Below are 20,089 nucleotides of genomic sequence, written 5' to 3' on the forward strand. Positions count from 1 at the left end.
TTTGAGACGTCATGCCGAGCACAGCCGAGGCATCTCGCTAGTGTAGTAATCCAACGAAGTGTTAGAGTTGCTTTGGCTGTGCCTTAGGCCTGACAATACCATTGCGACATCAGCACGCGAGATGCCTCGGCTGCGCTCGGCATGATGGGCCAAGCAGTAGAATTGCTTTGGCTTGGCTCAGCATGACGCGGCTTTTCTGGGGTATTCCTCATTCTTCCCTCCTATTTCCAACTTTCCCTCTGTGAAGTCCCTGTACCTTACCCGGCGGTTTTTTCTGGCATTGGCTGCGGTGGTGATAGGGCTGGTGGTGGCGTTTTTTCTACCGGGCTGGCTGAGCCCGGTACTGCTGGCCCTGGGGCTGGTAGCCGTGCTGCTGGTGCTGGATGTAGCTCTACTCTACGCTCCAGCCCAGCAGGGCGGCGCGGGCGCCGTGTTTGGCCGGCGGGTGATGGGCGACAAGCTGGCCAACGGCTCCGACAACGACATTCACCTCTACCTCGAAAACCACTACCGCTTCCCCATCCGCACCGAAACCATCGACGAGATTCCGCACCAGTTTCAGCGGCGCGACGTGCTGTTTCGCAACCACATTGGGGCGGGCCAGACGCAGGTGATTCGCTACCAGCTACGGCCCACCAAGCGCGGCGAGTACGAATTTGGGGCCCTGAACGTGCTGGCGGCCTCCCCGCTGGGGCTGGTGCGGCGGCGCTTCCGCTTCGAGGCGGGGCGGGTGGTGCCGGTGTACCCTTCGTTTCTGCAGATGCGCCAGTACGAGCTGCTGGCCATTCATAACCGCCTCACGGAAGTGGGCGTGAAGCGCATCCGGCGGGTGGGCCAGAGCATGGAGTTCGAGCAGCTGCGCCCCTACACCCTCGGCGACGACCCGCGAACCATCAACTGGAAGGCCACGGCCCGGCGTGCCACCGCCCCGCAAGCCACCGATGCGCTGATTGTCAACCACTACCAGGATGAGCGCGCCCAGCAGGTGTACTGCCTGATTGACAAGGGCCGGGTGATGCGGATGCCGTTTGAAGGCCTGAGCTTGCTCGACTACGCCATCAACGCCACACTGGTGGTCAGCAACATTGCCATTCTCAAGCACGACAAGGCCGGGCTTATCACGTTTTCGCACCAGCCCGGCGCCCTGCTGCCCGCCGACCGGCGCGGGGGCACCATGCGCCGCCTGCTGGAGGTGCTTTACCGCCAGAAAACCAAGTACCTCGAAACCGACTACGAGCGGCTCTACATCAGCGTAAAGAACAACGTACGCCAGCGCAGCCTGCTCATTCTGTTCACCAATTTCGAGACGCTGAGCGGGATGCAGCGCCAGCTGCCTTACCTGCGCCGCATGGCCAAAGACCATTTGCTGCTGGTGGTATTCTTCGAAAACACCGAGCTACGGGCTTTTCTGGATGCTCCCACGCTCACCACCGAGGACGTGTACAACCAGACCACGGCCGAAAAATTTGCCCAGGAAAAGCGCCAGATTGTGCGGGAATTGAACCGCTACGGCATCCACGCCTTGCTCACGGCCCCGCAGAACCTCACCGTCAACACCATCAACAAGTACCTGGAGTTCAAGGCGCGGGGCTTAATCTAGACCACGACGGAACCACGGATTCGCGCGGATTTTTCGGATTTCACGGATTTTGTGGACGGCGCAGATGTTAGGTGTTTCCGGGGTAAACAGGCTGGTTTTTAGCTCTTTGAATGAGTTTACAGGTATTTAGGAACGACGCCTTGGCTGTGCCGGGGCGTTTTTATTGCCTGATGTTTGCAACGAGGGTGCGTAGTACCGTATCAGCTGGCTGGCCGCCCTGACATGGCTAACTTGCCGGCCCTCCTCCCTCTTGCTTATGTTTCCGCGCCTTTTCCTGCTGCTTGTTTTAGGTTTGACTTTTCGGACAGCTGCGGCCCAGACGGGCACTGCTCCCGCGTCTCGCAACCTGCTGCCAGTGCCCACGGAAGTACGCTGGGGCAAAAGCAGCCTGCCCTGGAAAGCGGCGCTGCGGCCTCAGCTGGATGGGCCGGTTGACTCGGTAGTAGCGCAGGCGGTGCTGCGCACGCTCAACCGGCTGCACCGCAACGGCACGGCCGCCCCGCCCAATACGGCCCTGCCGCTGCAAATCCGCTACGGCCGGGTTGGGCACCCCGAGGCGTTTGATGAGGAGCGGTACAGCCTGCGCGTAACGCCCATGGGCGTATCCATTGATGCGCCCACCAGCCTGGGCGTGCTGCGGGCCCTGGCTACGCTGGAGCAGCTGCCGGAGCGCCAGGGCCGACACATAGTGTTGCCCGAAGTAGACATTGTGGACCAGCCGCGCTTTGCCTGGCGCGGGCTGCTGCTGGACGCGGCCCGGCATTTTATGCCGGTTTCGGTGGTCAAGCGCAACCTCGATGCTATGGCGGCCGTGAAGCTAAACGTTCTGCACTGGCACCTCACCGACGACCAGGCATTCCGCATCGAAAGCACGCGGTTTCCGCGTCTGCACCAGTTCAACACCACGCCCGGCGTGTACAGCCGCGCCCAGATCCGGGACGTGCTGGCGTACGCGGCCGGCCGGGGCATTCGGGTAGTGCCGGAGTTTGATGTGCCCAGCCATACCACCAGCTGGCAGGTGGCCTACCCGCGCCTGGCTTCGCTCGATACCACGTACACGCCCTACCAGAGCTTCCGAACCTCCAACATTGCCCTCGACCCCACCCGCGAAACCACGTACTCGTTCCTGGATTCGCTTTTTGCGGAGGTGGCGCCCCTGTTTCCCGACCCGTATTTCCACATTGGCGGCGACGAGAACGACGGGCGGCAGTGGCGGCGTAACCCGCGCATCCAGTCTTTCATGCGCGAGCAGAAGTTTCTCAACGCCAAAGGGCAGCCCGACAAGCACCAGCTGCAAACCTATTTCAACCGGCGCGTGCTGGGCATGGTGCAGAAGTACGGCAAGCAGATGATTGGCTGGGACGAGATTCTAGGGCCGGGGCTGCCCCCCGAGGCCATCATCCAGAGCTGGCGGGGCAAAAAGGGCCTTACTGACGCCGTGAAGGCCGGTCACCGGGCGCTGCTTTCCAACGGCTACTACCTGGACCTCTACTTCACGGCGGCCAGCCACTACACCACTGACCCGCTGCCCGCCGACTCTCCGCTGACGGCCGAGGAGAAAAAGCGCGTGCTGGGCGGCGAGGCCACACTCTGGGCTGAGTTTGCCGACAGCGTGGTGGTAGATTCGCGCATCTGGCCCCGCGGCGCCGCCGTGGCCGAGCGGCTGTGGTCGGCGGCGAGTGTGAACGACGTGGCGGATATGTACCGGCGGCTGGCGCCCGTGTCGCGGCAGCTGGAGGTGCTGGGTTTGCAGCACCGCCGCGCCCCGGAGCAGCTGCTCACCCAGCTGGCGGGCGGGGCTACGCAGGTATGGCCGCTACGCACCCTGGCCGAGGTGCTGGAGCCGGTGAAGGAATACAAGCGCCATTTCCAGGGTTTTACGTACACGCCCCAAACGCCGCTCAACCGCCTCGTAGATGCTGCCCCGGCCGAATCGGAAGTGGCTCGAACGTTTGGGGTGCAAGTGGATAGCCTGCTGACCCTGGCAAAGGCCAGTGGTGGGCAGCTGCCGCGCACATCCCCGGCCCGCCGCCTGCTCAGCCAGCTTCAGACGCAGCTGCAGCGCTGGCAGCTCAACGACGTGCAGGTGCAGCCCACCCTGGCGCTGAACCCCACGCTGCGGGAGTACGCCCCGCTGTCCACACAGCTTACTCTGGTTTCGACGCTGGCGCTGGCCCGCCTCACGCAGCTGGAACGCGCCGAGGCCCCGAAACCGGAGTGGCAGGCAGCAGCCCTCAAGCAGCTGGAAGCCGCCAAAGCCCCGGCCGGGCAAGCAGAGCTGGCGGTGGTTTCGGCCGTTCGAAGGCTGGTGGAGGCGAAGTAACCTACGGCTCGGGGCACCACGCAGGGGGCTTGTATATACTCACGTCCCTATCTTCAACACTGACGCGTCTGGTCTGCTTACTTGTCCCTCTATTCTTTAATGTACATCTACACCGTCAAAGTATATTTCTGTAATAGCAGTATCATTGTATTTATTTCCTTTATATACTTCAACTATTTCAAATCGAAGTATTAAATCTGCACCGTTTTTATTATGACCCAATGTCCCTAACTCAAAAACCTGATCCGACTTACTATCCTGCAAATTTAGAACACCTTTAATAACACCATTTATAGCTACTCGCATTTTCTTTACTCTGTTATTATTCTTCCATAATTCATCTGATTTCATGTAACCATTAGAAATAATTATTTTAGTTACACACGGACTATTGTTTTTGAAATAATACTCTATATACTCACCTATACCCGCGTTGCCTTTATTGACGACCCATGCCGTTCTATAGCTGAAATCATCTGCACTTTTAGAGCTATAATCAATTCCATTTGTTCCATCAATTGAAGAAGATGCCTTGACTAAATAGTTACCTCCACCACAATACCAACTACATCCACCACCGATAACGTCCCAAATACTCTCAACAGTCTCATCATACTTCTGAAGCAGTACATTAAGCTCTTTTTGTTCTTTAATTTTCTTGGCTTCCTTAGCTAAGAGCTTGTCCCGCTTTTCAAGCTCACTTTGTTTTTTTAAACTTAAATCTACTAACCGTATTTCTGTTGGCGCATATTGCTTAGGCACGGATTGGCTTGCTGCCTGCTGAAACAAACTTACAAGCAGCAAAAGGGCTACTACTCCTTTCATGGCAAATGCTTTAACACTTAGAGAGAATTTATATTTCGATTGTAATATACTAGTCAAAAACATACTGGCACACTATCGTTGAACGAAAACCTTTGTCAAGGCGCAGACTAAGAGTATTGTCGCTACATTCACTCTGCACCTAAAACAGCACCGCTACCTGCATGCGGCCAGTATGCACGGCGCTGAGGCCGTTGGGCTTGCGGCCGTCGTAGCTGAGCGTGAGGTTGAGGCCGTTGCTGAGGCGCTGCTCGGCGTTCAGGTTCCAGGTGAGGTTGTTGCCGGGGCGCAGGGCGTTCAGAATTTCCAGGCCCACCACCGACGACAGGTCGCCCTCGAAGCCCACGCGCACCAGGCGGGTATTGGCCGTGACGGTGCGCTTGCCCACTTGGCTTAGTCTGGTTTCCACACCCAGCTCGTCGAACACGCCGCTGGCGCCTTCATTGGGGCTGGGCAAAGTGTTTTGTTTGCTGGTGTGCAGGTAGGTACCGGTAAAGCGCAGGGTGTTGCTGGGCTGATAGCTAAGCTCCGGCGCCACCTCGTAAATCAGCAGCCGGAAGTTGCGGGGCGAGAGGTAGGTGGACTCGTTCTGGCGGATGGAGCGCGTAGTGGTGAAGCGCCCCGTGAACGACTGCGCCAGCGTGCGGCGCAGCAGCAGACTCTGACTGGCCAGGTTGCGGATGTCGGTGCCCTGGGTGAGCAGCACCTTCTGCTGAGTTTGCTGCACCGTCAGCTCGCCCCCGAAGATGGGGTTGGAGCGGTTGAAATAGAGTGTGTTGCGCAGCAGCTTGTTGAGGCTCAGCAGAAACAAATCCTCCGTCTGGAAAGCGAAGGGGTTGAGGCGGGAGCTGAGGCTTTTGTCGGTGGTGCGCCGGTCGAGGCTCACGGTGGTGAGGGCGCTGAAGCGGGCCGCCACCTTGCGCCAGCCAGCCTGCTCGCGCCAGCGGGCCGGGGCCGATGAGGTGAGGCGGTAGCTGAAGCGGTTCGAAAAAGCCAGGATGTAGTCGTCGGTAGGCAGAAAGACCTTGATGTGGGTGCGGTACTGGGCGTCGGGCGTCTGAGCCTCGAAGAACTCTTCCTTGTCCTCGCGGCCGTTCTGGTTGGCGTCGCCGGCGTAGTAGTGCGTGCCCTGGCCGTTGGGCACCGGCAGAAACGAATAATCACGCTTCAGCTCCCGGCCCGAGGCCACGCTGTAGCTTAGCTCGGAGCGCAGGGCGTTTTGCAGCAGCGTAGCGTTCCAGTCGATTTTGCCCAGCACGGTTTGCTGGCGGGCGCTGTCGCGGGCGGCCAGGTCGCGGTAGGTGGCCAGCACGTTCAGCTCCTGGTTTTTGCCCAGTCGGCTACTCAGCGTGCCCTGCCAGGTTTGGGCCCGGCCCCGGGTTTGCAGGGTGGTCAGCTCGGGCGTGGGCGTCTGGTCGCGGCGGTAGCTGTAGTCGAGGCGGAAGCGGGTGCGGGCTGAGTCGCGGCTTTGCAGAAACACGTTGTGCTCGTCGTAGTAGTTGGCCGAGGAAATAGAGTCGCCGGAAGGCAGGGCCACCCGGTTTTTGTCGAAGCGGTAGGCGTAGCCGGGCACCACGGGGCCGCGGGCGTAGCGGGCCGTGGCCTCGCCCCGCGCCCAGGAGGAATGACGGCGGCCGGCGTCGGAGTTCAGCAGAAACAGGGCCCCGCGCACTTCCACCGCGCCCAGCTGACGGGCGCCTTCCAGCCAGTGCTGCACCCCGCTTACCTCGCCCGTGCGGAAGCGGCGGCTTAGGCGGTAGCTCAGCAGGTTGTTGGCGTCCTTCACCGCGCCCAGCGAGAAGTTGAAGATGTTGTCTTCGCGCGGAGGTCGGCGGGTGCCGTTGCCAAGCACAGTGCTGGTGGTACTCCAGTTGCGGTCAAACTCAATGTCACGGTACCGGTCGATGGGCGCAAACAGGCGGCTGGTGTACTCGTAATCGAGGGTACTGCGCAGCTTGTAGCCTTGCAGCACCGGCAGCCGTAGCGGCTTATCCACCACCGCGTAGCCCACCCGGAACGCCTGGCCCTGGTCGGCCTCGGGCGAAAACCGGTTCAGATCCAACTGGGAAGTTGCCACGTCCACGAACACGGTGCTGGACGAATCGACGCGGAAGCTGGCGCCGCCGGCCAGCATCTGCTTTTGCAGGGGCGTGGGCAGCAGCCGAATGGGCGCGTAGCTGCCCTGGGGCACCCCATTGATGGGGGCCACGTACTGAAACACGCGCCCGTTGGCACTCACGGCCGATGGGCTCAGCACATAGTCGCCCTGGTTGGCGCCGAGGCTGGTGAAGCGCACCGTGTATACGCCCCGAGTAGAATCGGGCGGGTACGTGAACACCGGCACGCGCTGCCCGTTGCTGTTCGTAATAATATCCCGGTTGTACTGCACCTGGCGCCGGTCGTAGGCTACGGAGTCGATGCCCGAAGTGGCTACCTGACTTACGTTGTCGCCGGTGTTGCGCAGCAGCTCACGCTGGGCGGCCGTCAGCTCTAGGTTGGGCGAGTTGTCGGGGTTGTCGGCCTCGCGGTAGTAGTTGGCGTGCACGCTCAGGCGGCCGGCCTGCTGGTAGTGGCTCAGGTGGGTGAGTGAGCGGGCGTAGTTAAAGTCGGAATACTCGAAATCAATGCGGATGCGGGTGTTGCGGGTAATCAGGTGCTGAGGCGAAAACGTTACTTCGGCTTGGTTGTAGTCGATAACGTAGTCGTTGTCGAAGCCCCGCGTCATCAGGCGCCCGTCCAGGTACACCCGCTCGGAGTTGGCCAGCACGATGATGAACTGCTCACCGTTGGGCCCACGTAGGCGGTACGGCCCCTGCACGTTCTCGATGGGGGTGATTTCGATGGACGCAAACTTGCCCTTGGCCACACCCGCCGCCGCCGTGGTGGTGGCAAAGCGGCCCCGCCCCAGCACCGTGGTGGCCCGGGCCGAGGTAGCGGGAGCCGCCTGGGCCGGAATGGTGCTGTTGCCGGTATTGGTGGGCCCGGTGCCGGGCAGCGCGGGCAGGCGGCCGAAATTGGCTTCCACGGCTGCACCTTGGATGTTTTTGTAGAAGCGCAGAAAGTAGTCGGGCTTGTTGCGCAGCACCACGTCGCCGGCCGTCAGGTTCCAGCGCGGGTGCGTCAGGGTCACATAAATCCGGTCGAACTCCTGCAGCTGCTGGGTGTTGCCCTCGGGCTGAAACGGCACGCTCTGGTCGCTGATGGCCGCCGTGAGCTGAATCTGGTCGGTGAGCTGACCTTCGAGCTGCAGGTTCAGGGCCGAATTCACGAATACGTTCTGAGCGTTGCCGAAGGAAATACCCCGGGAAAGCGTGCCGGTTTTGTTGATGCCCGGCGTGGCCAGAATCTGCTCCTTCACCGCAAAATCCTCCAGGCCGAAAGGCTTGCGCGGGAAATTCACGCTGTCCATCAGCCCGATGGGGCGCCGGAACACCGGCCCCGCCAGCCGTAGCGGCAGCACCCGGTAGCAGATCAGCACAGAGTCCCGCAGGGGAACGGGCAGGCGGATATCGGGCTGACCGGGCTCAAAAGCCGGCAGGCGGGTGGCGGGCCGCACGTAGCGGTAGCGCCCCGTGCGCGGCTCGTAGGCCACCGCCCGCCCGTTTTCCGCCCCCACCGACGACGGCACCACCGTAAGCGTATCGGCCAGCTCAAAAAACGTGGTGTCGCGCTCCGCCGCCAGCAGTACCCACCGGCAGCGGCGGGAGCTAGGCGGACCGGCCTCGGGGCGCTGCTGGGCCCAGGCTGTGGCGGCCGCCAGCCATCCGCACGCCAGCAGCAAACACAGGCGCAGAACAGAAGGCGGAAAGCGGCGGGTCATTCGGTAAAAATAGGGCGCAGTAGCGGTACTGCCGGTACAACGCAAAAGCTGCCCCGATTCGTGCCGGCCGGATTAGCCGTTGCGACCGTTCAAAAGCCCGCCAGTAGTCGGAGTTGGCGCGGTGGTTGCTGCCAACTCCGGTCGGTCGGCTTCGTACTGCCCGGTACATTACCTTCTCACTTGTTTCCGCCGCTTGTATGCGAAGTATTTTACGGTTCTGCGTGGTAGGGCTGCTGTTGCTGGCTGCCCAAGCTCAGGCCCAGAGCAACGACGGGTTTCAGCGCCTGCACGGCCAGATGTACGTGGTGCGCAATGGCCAGCGCCGCCCCATGACGCACGATGCCCACCTGCCTACCGGTCATACCATTACCAAAGACGGCTTCGTGGTAGCGGCCAACGGCCAGCGCACCGAGCTGCGCGAAGGCCAGGGCTGCGACCTGCGCGGCCGCGCAGTGGCCGTCAGCAGTACCAGCCAGGGTTTGGCGCTGGCGTCCCCGGGTACAACGCCCCGCGCCCAGTCCCAGACCACGGTGCTGGCCCGGCTGCTGGGCGACAACCATCCCGGCCGGGGCCACGCCTGGGGCAAACACAAGAAAGCCAAGAAGCACAAAGGCCGGCACGATGACTAATGGCGGTTTCTGCTTTCCAGGGTTGTAGCGCGAACTATGTAGCGGCTACCCCACGCTGAATCTTCCCAAGCAAGAACGGCACAGTTCGCGCTGCTATGCACCGCCAATTTCGATCAACGGCTAGCGGGAGCAAGCCCCGCCCCTACGCTGAAATTGCTTTAGTTGATTTCCATGTTGCACGAGTTTCTGATTACGCCTTTCGCTGATGCCGCCCGGCAGCGCCACTACGCGGCCGTGCGCGAAGCCCTCCGTGCCGACGACACCGGCCCCGTTACTCTCCTGCTGGGCAACCTGGCCGTGGAAGAGGGCGGCCCGGCTCTGGATGCAGTGGTGGTGCGGCCGCACAGTATTACGGTGCTGCTGCTGGTGCCGCGCGGTGGCCAGCTCAACATTCCGGCCCTTCGCTACGGCACCTGGAAGCTCGACAATGCTCCCCTGCCGGGCGACTGGGGTACCGACAACCCATTTGAGCAGTTTCAGCGGCAGAAAGAGGCGCTGGCAGCCTGGCTGGCACCCCAGCTAAGCTCTGAGCAAGCCAACCTGCAGTTTATTTCGGGAGTGGTCGTGTTCGATGGGCCGGTCACGTTTGGGCCGGAGGTAGAAGAGCAGCTTGCCTCCAGCCCCGCTACCAGCGGCTTCCACCTGCTGCCCGACGCCGCTCAATTGCCACGCCGCCTGCGCCAGCTGGCCCGCCCTGATATCGACCTGACTGCTGCCGACCTCACCCAGTGGGCCCGCGACCTGGCCGAGGACGATGCGCCCGCCGAACCCAGCTCGGCCGCCAACCATAGCCCAGCCGCCGAGTCCGTCAGCGGCAGCCCGCTACGCCGCCTCTGGCAGTGGCTGGGGGCCCACGACGTGCCCGACGATGCCCCTTATGGCTACGATGCCGACTCCGTAGCTGCCCGAAGCGCCGAAAAGCAGGAGCTGGAGCAGGTTCGCCTCCAGCTGCAAGCCGACTTGAACCAGCAGATGCGCGCCCTGGAAGCCCGGGAGGCCGAGCGGGAGCAGCATATCACCGAGCTGCGCGCCCAGCTCGCCCAGGCCCCAAACGCCCCCGCCGAAGCTGCTGCCCTGCAGGCCCGGCTAGCTGCCGAGAGTCGTGAAAAAGTGTTGGTGGAAGAAGCCATTGCGGCTTCCCGGGCCGAGTCGGCGGCGCGCAATGCCGAGCTGGACGCTAAAATCGCGCAGCTAAGCCAGCTGATTCAGCAGCTGAATACGCAGCCGGCTGCGGCCGTAGCTGCCTCAGCTTCTTTGGCTACCCCAGGCCCGGCAACCCCTACTGAGGCTACCCGCCCGGGTAGCATAGCCGGGGCGGAGGCCCCGCGACGAGCAACATCGGTGGCAGCTACGGCAGCTTTGAGCTTTGCCCGGCTGCGGCAGTGGCGGCGCCGGCTGCCACGCCTGGCTATGGCGGCCGGGGCGCTGGCTGTGCTGGGACTTGGTGGCTGGGGCCTGAGCCGGGCTGTTTCCGCTTCCGCCCCGAGGCCATTCCAGGAAAACGGCAAATGGGGCTTCACCAACGGCAGTGATGAGCCCGTGGTGCCCGCCCGCTACGCTTCAGTGGCGGAGTTCCAGGAAGGCCACGCCGTGGTAGAAGCCGACGGGGCCTTCGGTCTGGTGAACGAGGAGGGCGAAGAAGTGGTGAAGCCCGCTTATGATGCCCTCAACCCCTACGCCGGGGGCTACGCCCGCGTGCGGATAGGCGACGCCTACACGTTTCTGGATAAGGACGGGCAGGAATTCAACACGTACTACTTCAACGCGCTGGACTTTGCCGAAGGCTACGCCGCCGTACTCGACCACCGGGGTTGGTACTACATCAGCGGCCCTGAGGAAGAAGACCCCGCCAAACCGCCCGTCATTTTCCGTGAGGCGTACTCCTTCCGGAACGGGCTGGCCCGCGTGCGCCTGGCCGACGGCTACACCTTCATCACGCCCGATTACCTGCAGGACCCCACCGAAGGAACCGAGCCTTTCGGCCGCTACACCGCCGCCACAGACTTCACCGACGGCCGCGCCCGCGTCACGCAGCAGGGCCGCACTTTCACCATCGACACCGATGGGGATGAGGTGAAGTAGGCCGTGGCAGAGGCCTAGTACTGGTAAAGCTTAAGCTTACCGCAGGAGGCTCTGGTTGTAAACCGCTTCCCTAAAAGCTAGCGTTAAACCCATCAGCCCGCCAGCGGCAGCTCGATGTAGAACGTGGTGCCGGTGCCTTCCCGGGTTTCAAACCAGATGCTGCCACCCGCGCTTTCGATGCCACGCCGGGCCACAGCCAGCCCGATGCCGGAGCCTTTTTCCTTGGTGGTGAAGTTGGGCACGAAGATTTTCTCCTGCACCTCTTCCGGAATGCCGGCGCCATTATCTTCGATGGCAATGCGCACTTTACTGGTTCCTACAAGCTCTATGCTGGCCTCCACCTCCGGTCGGCGACCTTCAGGCACGGCCTGCAGGGCGTTGATGAGCAGGTTGTTGAAGGTGCGCACCAGCAGGCTTTCGTCGGCGTACACGGTGTAGCCGGTTTCCTCGGCTTCGGGTGGCAGCTGCAGGCGTACCTGTCCGTTGCCCTGGTGCAAACCCACGCAGCGGCGCAGCACGGCGGCTACATCCAGCCGCTCGGGGCGCATGGCAGGCAGGTTGGTGAAGTTGCTGAACGAGGTGGCAATGTCCGTGAGCACATCAATCTGCGTGATGAGCGTCTGCGACACCCGGCCAATCAGCTCCGAAAGGTCGGCGCGGCCGTCGTGGATGGCGCGCTGCAGAAACTGCAGGCTCAGCTTCATGGGCGTGAGCGGGTTCTTGATTTCGTGGGCTACCTGCCGGGCCATTTCGCGCCAGGCCGCTTCTTTCTCCTGGGCTGCCAGCTCCTATTTGCTTTCTTCCAGCTTGCGCAGCATGGTGTTGTACTCGCGCACCAGCAGCCCGATTTCATCCGACGACTCATAGGTGAGCATTTCGTTCTGACCGGTGAGGGTAGTGTGCTTGAGCTTCTCGGTGAGCAGCTTGAGCGGGGCCGTCAGGTAGCGCGAGGCCAGGAACGTGAGGGCCAAAAACGAAATGAACATCACCGTGAAGATGTTCAGGATAGTATCCACCAGCTCGATAAGCTTGGTGTCCAGCTCCTTTTCCGAGTCGAAAAACGGAATGCCCACGTAGCCCACCACGCTGGTGCCGGCCGCCGTAACTGCCCGCAAGGGCAAATACAAGGCATTAAACGAGAGTGTGCCCGCCCTTTCGGAAAGCAGAATGCGCGGCTGGCTGCGCTCGGCCAGTGCTTTCAGCGCCTGCGGGTTCATCAAAGGGCTCAGCAGGCCACTTTCGAAAATGAGCGGCTGGCTGCTGACCAGCAACTGGCCCTGGCCGTCGTAGAGATTCAGGTCGGTTTCGGTGAGGCTGGCTACATTGGCGGCGGCTTCGGTGAGCTGGGTACGGTTGGTAGAATCGGCTAGCAGCGCCGTGTTTTTCAGCAGGTTATCCTGCACGGCCTTGCCGCGCCGCTCGTAGGTACGCAGCAGGTCGCGCTTGTAGGAGGCCGTTACCTGGCTGGCCGTGGCCACGCTCACCACCAGCAGCGGAATCAGGATGCCCACGTTCAGGAACAGCTGAATCTTGGTGCTGAAGTTGGTGCGCAGCATGCGCGGGTACTTGCCGCGCAGCACCATGTAGGCTACTACGCACAGCAGCCAGAAAAACGTGTGCAGCAAAAACAGAAAGGAGAAATTGGCCAGCCAGCTCGTGAAGGAGTAGCGTGGCGTGGTAACCACCACCACCCGCTCCTGCGGCCCGCGCACGCCCAGGTGGTGCATGCCGGCCAATGAGAGGCCCGTGGTATAGAGCCGGGGGTCGTGCAGGGCCTGATGGTTCAGGTTGTTCACGTAGTCGAAGTCCCCCTCACTGTAAACGGGCCGGTCCTGCTCGAAGCCCGCGTAGCTGAGCTCCGGCCCAAGCCCCGGCTGAAAGAACTTTTCATCCACCAGCAGCTCCGGCACCAGGCTGTAGGTGGTGAGCTTTTTGAGAGCCAGCTCCAGCACAATGGTAGCCCGCGCACCCGAGGGAGCCCGCACGGGTACAAACGTGACGTAGCGGCGCGTGCTGAACGTGGCTCCATCATGCAGCAGAAACAGCCGGGGCTGGTCGGTGGGCACGGCGTTACGCAACAGGCGGTTTTCCACGGCGGGCAGCGCCTCAGAGGCGGAGCTGCCCAGGGGCAGCCCGGCTCCGTCGAAAAACCGCACCGAGGTTTCGTACTTGTCGAAATAGTCGCGCAGGTAGTACTTCTCGATTTTCTGGCGCACCAAGTCCTGGTTGCCGAACGGGCCGGTGATACGCGCCTTAATGAACGGGTCGTTGGCCATTTCGCGGGTGCGCTCGGTAAGCAGGAACTCCCCCTGCAGGTCATTGTCGACGAGCAGGTTGCTGGCCAGCTTCTGCTTGTTCTGAATCAACTGCCGGTTGAAGTGCATGTACAAAGCCAGGCCGCCGATGGCCGCGCTCAAGGCCACCATCAGAAACACAAGCAGGTAAAGCTGGTAGGGCACCACCGCCGCCAGCGGCCGCAGCCCGGTTAAGCGCAAAATCAGGAAAAAGCCCAGCGTGAGGCCCAGCAGCGTGATATATGGCTGGCTTAGCAGCAGCCCCAGCGGCAGAAACACCAGCATACTGCCCGCCAGCATCAGCACGGCCACGCTTTTGGTAGCGGGCCGCAAAATAGCTACGAAACACTGCGTGAGCAGGTACAGGGCCAGCAGATAGCCCCCAGTATGCAGCACAATGGCCAGCAGCAGCAGCAGCTTGAAGGTCGACACCTGGATGCTCTGGGTTATATCGAGGTTAAGCTGGGAGTTGGTGAAGGTGCTGGCGTAGAACTGGTACAGCGTGATAAGCAGCCCGTAGAACGAGAGTACCGCCACGGTACCCAGGGCCACGCGCGCAGGGTCGCGCTGCAGCTGCCCAATTCGCCGCAGCACCCCGTACCGCCGAAACAGCCGCAGCCCGTACACCGCCACCACTACCATCACCAGCGCGTTGAGGATCAGGTCGCCCAGGGAAGGAGAAATAGCAGAGGCAGCGTACACGCGCGGGTCGAACAGGGGCAGTTCGATAAAGGAAAACGGCAGCCCCCAGTACAGCAGCACCGCCCGCAGGGCCACCAGCGGGAGCAGCACGGCTGCTGCGCCGCGTAGGGGCCGCCGCGCCGCAAACAGGCGCCGGGCCAGCAGCAGCCAGCCTGCCAGGTACAGAATAATACCCAGCAGCAGCAGGGCGGCCGGCACGTACTTGCCCGTGGTAGGGTTGGCCTGCACGCTTTCCAGGGAAAACAGGTAGGCGCCTTTGGCCGAATACAGCCGGGGCAACCGGCCGCTCACGTCGTTCGGGACTACGCGCAGGTTCAGGCCCCGGAACAAGGCCTGCGTGGCGCCCTCGCGCAGGTAGCGGTTGCTGATGCCATAGTTTTTTTCCAGCGGCACATACGTCAGAATCACGTAGGGGCCAGCCTGCCGGCGCAGGGCCAGGAAACGGCCGAACTTCATATCCACCAGCTTTTCCCGGAACGGCTGCGCGGCGTTTTCCATTTCCGGCCGCATGGTGTGGTCCGACCAATACAGCAGGCGCAGGTCGCGGAACACGAAGGTGGGGTACGTAGCACCCTGCAGCAGCCGTTCGAAGCTCACCTCGCCGCGCTGTATATCTGCGGCCAGCTCGTCGGCTTCCTCTCCGGCCGTGCGCTCAGCCTGTCGTACCAGGGCCTGGATTTGTCGGGCCTCAGTCCGCATCAGCACGCTAGTGGCCAGCCTGTAGTGGTTGCTCAGGTAAGCCCCTACAAAGCACAGAGCGGCCAGCAACAGCAGAAACCAGGGAGAAAAGCGCGAGGACGACAAGGGCGGAGGAAGCTATTATGAGCTAAAAGCTATTAGGCTACTGGCCGTTAGCTTTCAGGCTTACGGCCGCGGCAATAGGCTCAGGTGGCGGCCAGCGCATGCCCGTCTGGGCACTGAGTGCTTGCAGTAAGCCACGCAGCCCAATCTGAACAGATGCGGGCACCAACAAAAATGCCGCCAAATGGCGGCATTTCCTATTTGCGGGATGTCAGCGGGACCTTTGTCTGGTCGTAGTCGATGGAGCCAAACCAGTACAGCATCAGGGCCCGGGCGTAGCGAAACAGCAGCGGTGTGAGCAGTATCACCGCGAAAGCCACGCTGGTAATGTACACCCACACGGGCGGGTCGCCGGCCAGGTAGTAGAGCGTAAGGCCTACCAGCACCACAATGCCCACCGACAAGCCGTAGCTGATGTACATGGCCCCCCAGTAGAAACCTACTTCCGGCTCGTAGTGCTGCGTGCACACGGGGCAGGCCTCATACATAGCATCGAACCTACGCAGCTGGTAGGCCGGATACCGAAACAACGGCCCGGTGTGGCAGCGCGGGCACCGGAGCGCCAGAAGTGCCAGGGCAGTCGACGGATGGTGCGGCATCAGATTAGCGCTGAGCCAGCTTCTTCTTTTTGTTGTTCCGGTACCACCAGAAGCCCACCGTGCCGATCAGCAGGTACGGAATCGTCATCAGGTACAGAATGCCTTTGTTGAGGCCGGAGGTGTCGTAGCCGTCCTTATCGGAGCGGGAGGCTTCTACCTGCGTTTTGCACATGGTGCACTGAGCCTGCGCGGCCGTTGGGGCCACGCTCCGCAGGGTGGTGAACAATAGCAGCCACAGGGTAAAAACAACTAGCTTTTTCATCTTCTTAGCCAACACCCGCTGCCGGGGAAAGTTTCCTGTTTTCAATAAGTAAGAGTTTAACGCTTCAGCTACTGGCTACGAAAAACTATCAACACGCAACTGACAACAGGCAACGCTCCTACTGGTAATAGGGCGAAATCATCAGGTATACGATGACGCCCGTCACCGATACGTACAGCCAGACAGGAAACGTCCAGCGGGCAATGCGGCGGTGCTTCTGAAACTGCTCCGTGAGGGCGAAATACAGGGTAAACAGCACGAGCCCCACCGTCACGGCCGCCAGCACAATGTGGGTGAGCAGGATAAAGTAATACACTCCACGAATCAACCCCTCACCGCCAAACTTAGTGGATGGTACCTGCGAGTGGTAGGCCACGTACGACACCAGAAACAACGAGCCCAGCAGAAAGGCCAAACCCATCATCAGCCGGTGACGGGCTACCTCCTTACGCCGAATGAAGTAGTAACCGGCCACGAGGAACAGCGCTGTAAGTGAGTTAAGCCAGGCGTTTACCTCTGGAAGCGCCTTTACGTTCAGTCCCGAAACCTGAAAGGCGCCGGGAAAGAAGTAGAGCACGGCCACGGCCAGCGGAATAATGCCCGCCAGCGCCCCCAGAAGGATTTTATACTTGGTGAAGTTGCCGGGATTAACGGCCGGGTTGTTCGAGGTCATACGAGTAAAGCATTACGCCAATTTCGGTGATGAGCCGCTCAATTTCCTTGGCGCTGGTGCCATCGTAGCGGCCCCGCAGATGGCCGGCACGGTCTACCAGCAACAGTTGCTGGCTGTGCTCCAGCCCCGGCGGCACGCCCTGAGGCGGTGGCAAGCGAAACTCATCCGTAGCTAACCGGTACAGCGCACTTTTGTCACCGGTCAGAAAAAGCCACTTCCCCGCAATGGCGCCGTACTGCTCGGCGTAGCGCTCCAGCTCAGCCGGCGTATCATGGGCAGGATCGAGGGTGAAGGAAACCAGGCGCAGGCGCGGCTCGCGGCGAAACTTCTCCTGTACGCGCTGCAGCTGGCTGCTCACCTGCGGACAGGCGCCGGGGCAGGTGGTGTAAAAGAAATTGGCCACGTACAGACCATCGGCCAGATCCCGGCCGGAAATGGCGCGGCCCGACTGCGACTGCACCGGCGGCAGTTGGATCCGGTGAAAAACAGTATCGCGCTGCCACTTCCCCCCTACCTGCGTCGAGTCGACGCGGTCGGGCAGGTAAGTTGGCAGCGCGTAACGGTTGGTTCCGAACGTTTTCAGAAACAGAAACGCCAGCACCGGCACCAGCAGCATCAGGCCCAACAAGAGCGTTTGTTTGGGCCGCATGCGGTTAGCGGTTGAAAACGGCCTCGTTGATGTACGAGCCTTCCGTAATCAAAGCCACCAGCAGCCACACGAGCAGGGCCATGGGCACCAGAATCGTCCAGATCAGGCCTTTGGTTTCATGCTTAAGGTGCATGAACTCCGCCACGATGAAGAACGCCTTGAAGATCGTGAGGATGATAAAGATGGAATTGCGGAGCGTGCCAGCGTTCATGAAGAACACAAACACGAATTCCAGGGCCGTGATGCCGACCAGAACGAAGAACGTTTTCCAGATCCAGCCGGTGTTTGGCTTGGCAATTTCGGCAGGATTCTGCGGGTCGAGGCCTACGTGATGAGCCATTGGTCGAGAATTAAGAATTAAGAATTAAGAATTAAGAATTGATGATCAGAAACTAAGACGCAACCGGATAGACCGGCAATTCTTAATTCCTATTCATACTTCTTAATTGCCTGCTAAACGAGGTAGAAGAAGGTGAAGACGAATACCCACACCAGATCTACAAAGTGCCAGTAGAGGCCAATCTTTTCCACCATCTCGTAGTGGCCGCGCTTCTCGAAAGTGCCGTTGGTGGTAGCAATGAAGATCCACACCAGGAAGCAGACGCCCGAGAATACGTGCATACCGTGGAAACCGGTAATAAAGAAAAACAGGTCGGCGAACAGCACCGGGCCGTACTGGTTCATGGTCAGGTTGGCGCCGTGGAAGATAGTGCCATCCGCCATACGCGTGCCTTCGTCGGTGCCCGTGATAAAGTGAGTCCACTCCCAGGCCTGCGAGGCCAGGAAGGTAGCACCGAACAGAATCGTCCACAGCAGCCACTTCTGCACATCCTTCTTGTCCATGCGGTGGCCGGCTTCTACGGCAAGTACCATCGTCACCGATGAGAAGATGAGAATCATCGTCATCAAAGCCACGAAAGCCAGCGGTAAGTCCATACCGTGCAAACCGGGAAAGGAGTTGAACACCTTGTCGGGCACGGGCCAGTAGGCCGAGGAAAACTCAAACGCTTTGCCGGAGGCCGCATCAAACGCCGCGTGGCGGTGACGGATCAGGCCGTAGGTGGTGAGGAAGGCGGCGAAGGTGAAGGCGTCCGACAACAGGAAGAACCACATCATCAGCTTGCCGTAGCTCGCCTTGAAAGGTTCATTGCCGCCGTCCCAAGGTCCGCTGCGGGGCGTGTCGAGAGTGGCAGCGTGCTGCGTTGCCGCTTGTGAAATGGCCATAGTGCAGGTAAAGAAGGTCGAAAAACTAGTGGTTCAAAAGTAGGAACAAATACAGGTACAACCAAAGCCCCCCGAGGAAGTGCCAGTAGATTGTGACGTTGCCAATGGACAGCATCTGGCGCGAATGCACCTGATAGTTAAAGCTTTTGCGCAACACTTTCAGCAGAAAAATCAGCCCCGTAACCAGGTGAAAAGCGTGCACACCCATCAGCACGTACAGAAACGAACCCGATGGATTAGCATCAACGCCGCCAAAGTGAATCTTGTTACGCACCAGCTCGGCCCACACCTGCCACTGCCCTACCAGGAAAGCCGCGCCCAGCAGCAGCGTCAGCCCCAGGCCAAGCTTCACCTGGTTGAGTTCATCCTTGCGGGCAGCAAAGTAGGCCCACTGTACCGTGGCACTGCTCAGCAGAATCAGCACAGTATTGATGAGCATGCTGGCGGGCAGCTCAAACTCCAGCCAGTTGCCTTCTTCCCGGCGCACAATGTAGGCGCTGGTGTAAGCGGCAAAAATCATGAAGATGCTGATAATCATCAGCCACAGAACCAACCGGGCCGGGTGCAGACCGGTTCCGGGCTCTTTGTTGGTCAGGGTTTCGGCAGGATGCATAGGATTGACTTTTGAGGGTTGATTTGATGCCTTGCTCTAGGCTTGTCGTTTCAGATAACAACAAGTAACCACTCAGCAATTCAGCTATTCACCCAGTTAATTACACTTTGTCGAGCACAAGGGCAATCTGCACGATGGGCAGATACAGGAAGGAGCCAAACATGATGCGCATAGCCGCTTTTTTGGTGCAGGTGCGCATGAGGTAGAAGGTTTGCATCAGGAACAGCACCCCGCAGACGGCGGCTACCATAGCGTACGTGGTGCCTGTCATGCCGAAGTACAGCGGCAGCAGGCTCAGCGGAATGAGCACCAGCGTATAAGTCATGATCTGGATGGCCGTGCGCATGTCTTTGCCCCCGGGCGTGGGCAGCATCTTGAAGCCGGCCTTTTTGTAGTCGTCGTCGAGCACCCAGGCTATAGCCCAGAAGTGCGGAAACTGCCACATAAACTGGATACCGAACAGCACCCAGCCCTCTACTCCTAAAAATCCGGTAGCGGCCACCCAGCCAATAAGCGGAGGCATCCCGCCCGGAATAGCGCCCACGGCCACGCAAATGGGCGAAATGGTCTTGAGCGGGGTGTAGATGAAGCCGTACAGAATCAGGGAAATCAACGACAGAGCCGCCGCCAGCGGGTTGAAAAAGTAAGCCAGCAGCCCCAGCCCCAATCCGCCCAGCAGCAGCACAAATGCCCACGCCTCGGCGCTGGACAGTATCCCCAGCGGCAACGGGCGCTGGGCCGTGCGTTTCATCAGCTTGTCGAGGTCCTTCTCGAAAATCTGGTTGATGGTATTGGCAGCGCCCGTCACGGCCAGGCCGCCTAGCATCACCAGCAGTGCTCGGCTCCAGTCCAGCTCCTTGGCGCCCAACAGGTAACCGACGGCGCTGGAAAACGCTACCGTCAGCGACAACCGAAACTTAAGGAGCTGAAAATACGCCCGGGCTTTACTCATGCGAGAGGATAACAACGCGTCGGGGGCAAATGCTTCCCGAACGG

16 protein-coding genes are annotated in these 20,089 nt (G+C 60.7%); 4 read left to right on the forward strand and 12 right to left on the reverse strand.

All coding sequences use genetic code 11. The features are described 5' to 3' along the window. Positions 1 to 241: 241 nt before the first annotated feature. On the forward strand, positions 242 to 1,600 hold the full coding sequence (locus I5L79_RS17695; protein ID WP_196956400.1) for a DUF58 domain-containing protein: 1,359 nt from the start codon (positions 242 to 244) through the stop codon (positions 1,598 to 1,600). A gap of 256 nt (positions 1,601 to 1,856) precedes the next feature. Next, complete coding sequence (locus tag I5L79_RS17700; RefSeq protein WP_196956401.1) at positions 1,857 to 3,923, forward strand: beta-N-acetylhexosaminidase; 2,067 nt, start codon at positions 1,857 to 1,859, stop codon at positions 3,921 to 3,923. A gap of 96 nt (positions 3,924 to 4,019) precedes the next feature. Here the strand turns inward: I5L79_RS17700 and I5L79_RS17705 are convergent, their stop codons facing one another. After that, positions 4,020 to 4,748: an NADase-type glycan-binding domain-containing protein gene (locus I5L79_RS17705; protein ID WP_196956402.1), complete on the reverse strand. Its 729-nt coding sequence runs from the start codon at positions 4,746 to 4,748 to the stop codon at positions 4,020 to 4,022. Positions 4,749 to 4,887: 139 nt separating this feature from the next. Beyond that, positions 4,888 to 8,565: a hypothetical protein gene (locus I5L79_RS17710; RefSeq protein ID WP_196956403.1), complete on the reverse strand. Its 3,678-nt coding sequence runs from the start codon at positions 8,563 to 8,565 to the stop codon at positions 4,888 to 4,890. A gap of 197 nt (positions 8,566 to 8,762) precedes the next feature. Between I5L79_RS17710 and I5L79_RS17715 the strand changes: the two genes are divergently transcribed. Continuing rightward, a complete protein-coding gene (locus tag I5L79_RS17715; RefSeq protein WP_196956404.1) occupies positions 8,763 to 9,194 on the forward strand; it encodes a DUF6799 domain-containing protein in 432 nt (143 codons plus the stop codon). A 171-nt stretch (positions 9,195 to 9,365) separates the two neighbouring features. Beyond that, positions 9,366 to 11,276, forward strand: coding sequence for a WG repeat-containing protein (locus I5L79_RS17720; RefSeq protein WP_196956405.1), 1,911 nt, complete (start codon positions 9,366 to 9,368; stop codon positions 11,274 to 11,276). Between the two features lie 92 nt (positions 11,277 to 11,368). Here I5L79_RS17720 and I5L79_RS17725 read toward each other — a convergent pair whose 3' ends face one another. From I5L79_RS17725 to cyoE, 10 genes are all read right to left on the reverse strand, one after another. Further along, positions 11,369 to 12,025 carry a sensor histidine kinase gene (locus tag I5L79_RS17725; protein ID WP_196956406.1) on the reverse strand — a complete coding sequence of 219 codons (657 nt, stop codon included), beginning with the start codon at positions 12,023 to 12,025 and terminating at the stop codon, positions 11,369 to 11,371. 39 nt (positions 12,026 to 12,064) lie between these two features. Beyond that, complete coding sequence (locus I5L79_RS17730) at positions 12,065 to 15,076, reverse strand: methyl-accepting chemotaxis protein (RefSeq protein WP_196956407.1); 3,012 nt, start codon at positions 15,074 to 15,076, stop codon at positions 12,065 to 12,067. Positions 15,077 to 15,270: 194 nt separating this feature from the next. Further along, the gene (locus I5L79_RS17735; protein WP_231403187.1) at positions 15,271 to 15,672 is read right to left on the reverse strand and encodes a DUF983 domain-containing protein; all 402 of its coding nucleotides are present in this window, start codon (positions 15,670 to 15,672) and stop codon (positions 15,271 to 15,273) included. A gap of 4 nt (positions 15,673 to 15,676) precedes the next feature. Continuing rightward, entirely contained in the window at positions 15,677 to 15,934 is a 258-nt protein-coding gene (locus I5L79_RS17740) for a hypothetical protein (protein ID WP_196956429.1), read from the reverse strand. A 118-nt stretch (positions 15,935 to 16,052) separates the two neighbouring features. Beyond that, entirely contained in the window at positions 16,053 to 16,607 is a 555-nt protein-coding gene (locus I5L79_RS17745; RefSeq protein ID WP_196956408.1) for a DUF420 domain-containing protein, read from the reverse strand. Then, positions 16,582 to 17,256 (reverse strand): SCO family protein, encoded by a 675-nt coding sequence (locus tag I5L79_RS17750; RefSeq protein ID WP_196956409.1) that lies wholly within the window; start codon positions 17,254 to 17,256, stop codon positions 16,582 to 16,584. Before I5L79_RS17750 ends, I5L79_RS17745 begins: the two co-directional genes overlap by 26 nt. Positions 17,257 to 17,260: 4 nt before the next feature. After that, a complete protein-coding gene (locus I5L79_RS17755; RefSeq protein ID WP_196956410.1) occupies positions 17,261 to 17,596 on the reverse strand; it encodes a cytochrome C oxidase subunit IV family protein in 336 nt (111 codons plus the stop codon). 113 nt (positions 17,597 to 17,709) lie between these two features. Continuing rightward, positions 17,710 to 18,480: a cytochrome c oxidase subunit 3 gene (locus tag I5L79_RS17760; protein ID WP_196956411.1), complete on the reverse strand. Its 771-nt coding sequence runs from the start codon at positions 18,478 to 18,480 to the stop codon at positions 17,710 to 17,712. A 25-nt stretch (positions 18,481 to 18,505) separates the two neighbouring features. Then, entirely contained in the window at positions 18,506 to 19,093 is a 588-nt protein-coding gene (locus I5L79_RS17765; protein WP_196956412.1) for a cytochrome c oxidase subunit 3, read from the reverse strand. 100 nt (positions 19,094 to 19,193) lie between these two features. Further along, complete coding sequence (cyoE, locus tag I5L79_RS17770) at positions 19,194 to 20,045, reverse strand: heme o synthase (protein ID WP_196956413.1); 852 nt, start codon at positions 20,043 to 20,045, stop codon at positions 19,194 to 19,196. Between the last annotated feature and the right edge of the window lie 44 nt (positions 20,046 to 20,089).

Source organism: Hymenobacter guriensis, assembly GCF_015773195.1.
Taxonomy (GTDB): domain Bacteria; phylum Bacteroidota; class Bacteroidia; order Cytophagales; family Hymenobacteraceae; genus Hymenobacter; species Hymenobacter guriensis.

Excerpts from the sequence above, each read along its gene's own strand:
- I5L79_RS17715 (WP_196956404.1), top strand. The coding sequence starts at position 8,763 with ATGCGAAGTATTTTACGGTTCTGCGTGGTAGGGCTGCTGTTGCTGGCT.
- I5L79_RS17745 (WP_196956408.1), bottom strand. The coding sequence starts at position 16,607 with ATGACCTCGAACAACCCGGCCGTTAATCCCGGCAACTTCACCAAGTAT.
- I5L79_RS17700 (WP_196956401.1), top strand. The coding sequence starts at position 1,857 with ATGTTTCCGCGCCTTTTCCTGCTGCTTGTTTTAGGTTTGACTTTTCGG.
- I5L79_RS17760 (WP_196956411.1), bottom strand. The coding sequence starts at position 18,480 with ATGGCCATTTCACAAGCGGCAACGCAGCACGCTGCCACTCTCGACACG.
- I5L79_RS17765 (WP_196956412.1), bottom strand. The coding sequence starts at position 19,093 with ATGCATCCTGCCGAAACCCTGACCAACAAAGAGCCCGGAACCGGTCTG.
- I5L79_RS17750 (WP_196956409.1), bottom strand. The coding sequence starts at position 17,256 with ATGCGGCCCAAACAAACGCTCTTGTTGGGCCTGATGCTGCTGGTGCCG.
- I5L79_RS17705 (WP_196956402.1), bottom strand. The coding sequence starts at position 4,748 with ATGAAAGGAGTAGTAGCCCTTTTGCTGCTTGTAAGTTTGTTTCAGCAG.
- I5L79_RS17735 (WP_231403187.1), bottom strand. The coding sequence starts at position 15,672 with ATGCCGCACCATCCGTCGACTGCCCTGGCACTTCTGGCGCTCCGGTGC.
- I5L79_RS17725 (WP_196956406.1), bottom strand. The coding sequence starts at position 12,025 with ATGGCCCGGCAGGTAGCCCACGAAATCAAGAACCCGCTCACGCCCATG.
- cyoE (WP_196956413.1), bottom strand. The coding sequence starts at position 20,045 with ATGAGTAAAGCCCGGGCGTATTTTCAGCTCCTTAAGTTTCGGTTGTCG.
- I5L79_RS17755 (WP_196956410.1), bottom strand. The coding sequence starts at position 17,596 with ATGGCTCATCACGTAGGCCTCGACCCGCAGAATCCTGCCGAAATTGCC.
- I5L79_RS17720 (WP_196956405.1), top strand. The coding sequence starts at position 9,366 with ATGTTGCACGAGTTTCTGATTACGCCTTTCGCTGATGCCGCCCGGCAG.
- I5L79_RS17740 (WP_196956429.1), bottom strand. The coding sequence starts at position 15,934 with ATGAAAAAGCTAGTTGTTTTTACCCTGTGGCTGCTATTGTTCACCACC.
- I5L79_RS17710 (WP_196956403.1), bottom strand. The coding sequence starts at position 8,565 with ATGACCCGCCGCTTTCCGCCTTCTGTTCTGCGCCTGTGTTTGCTGCTG.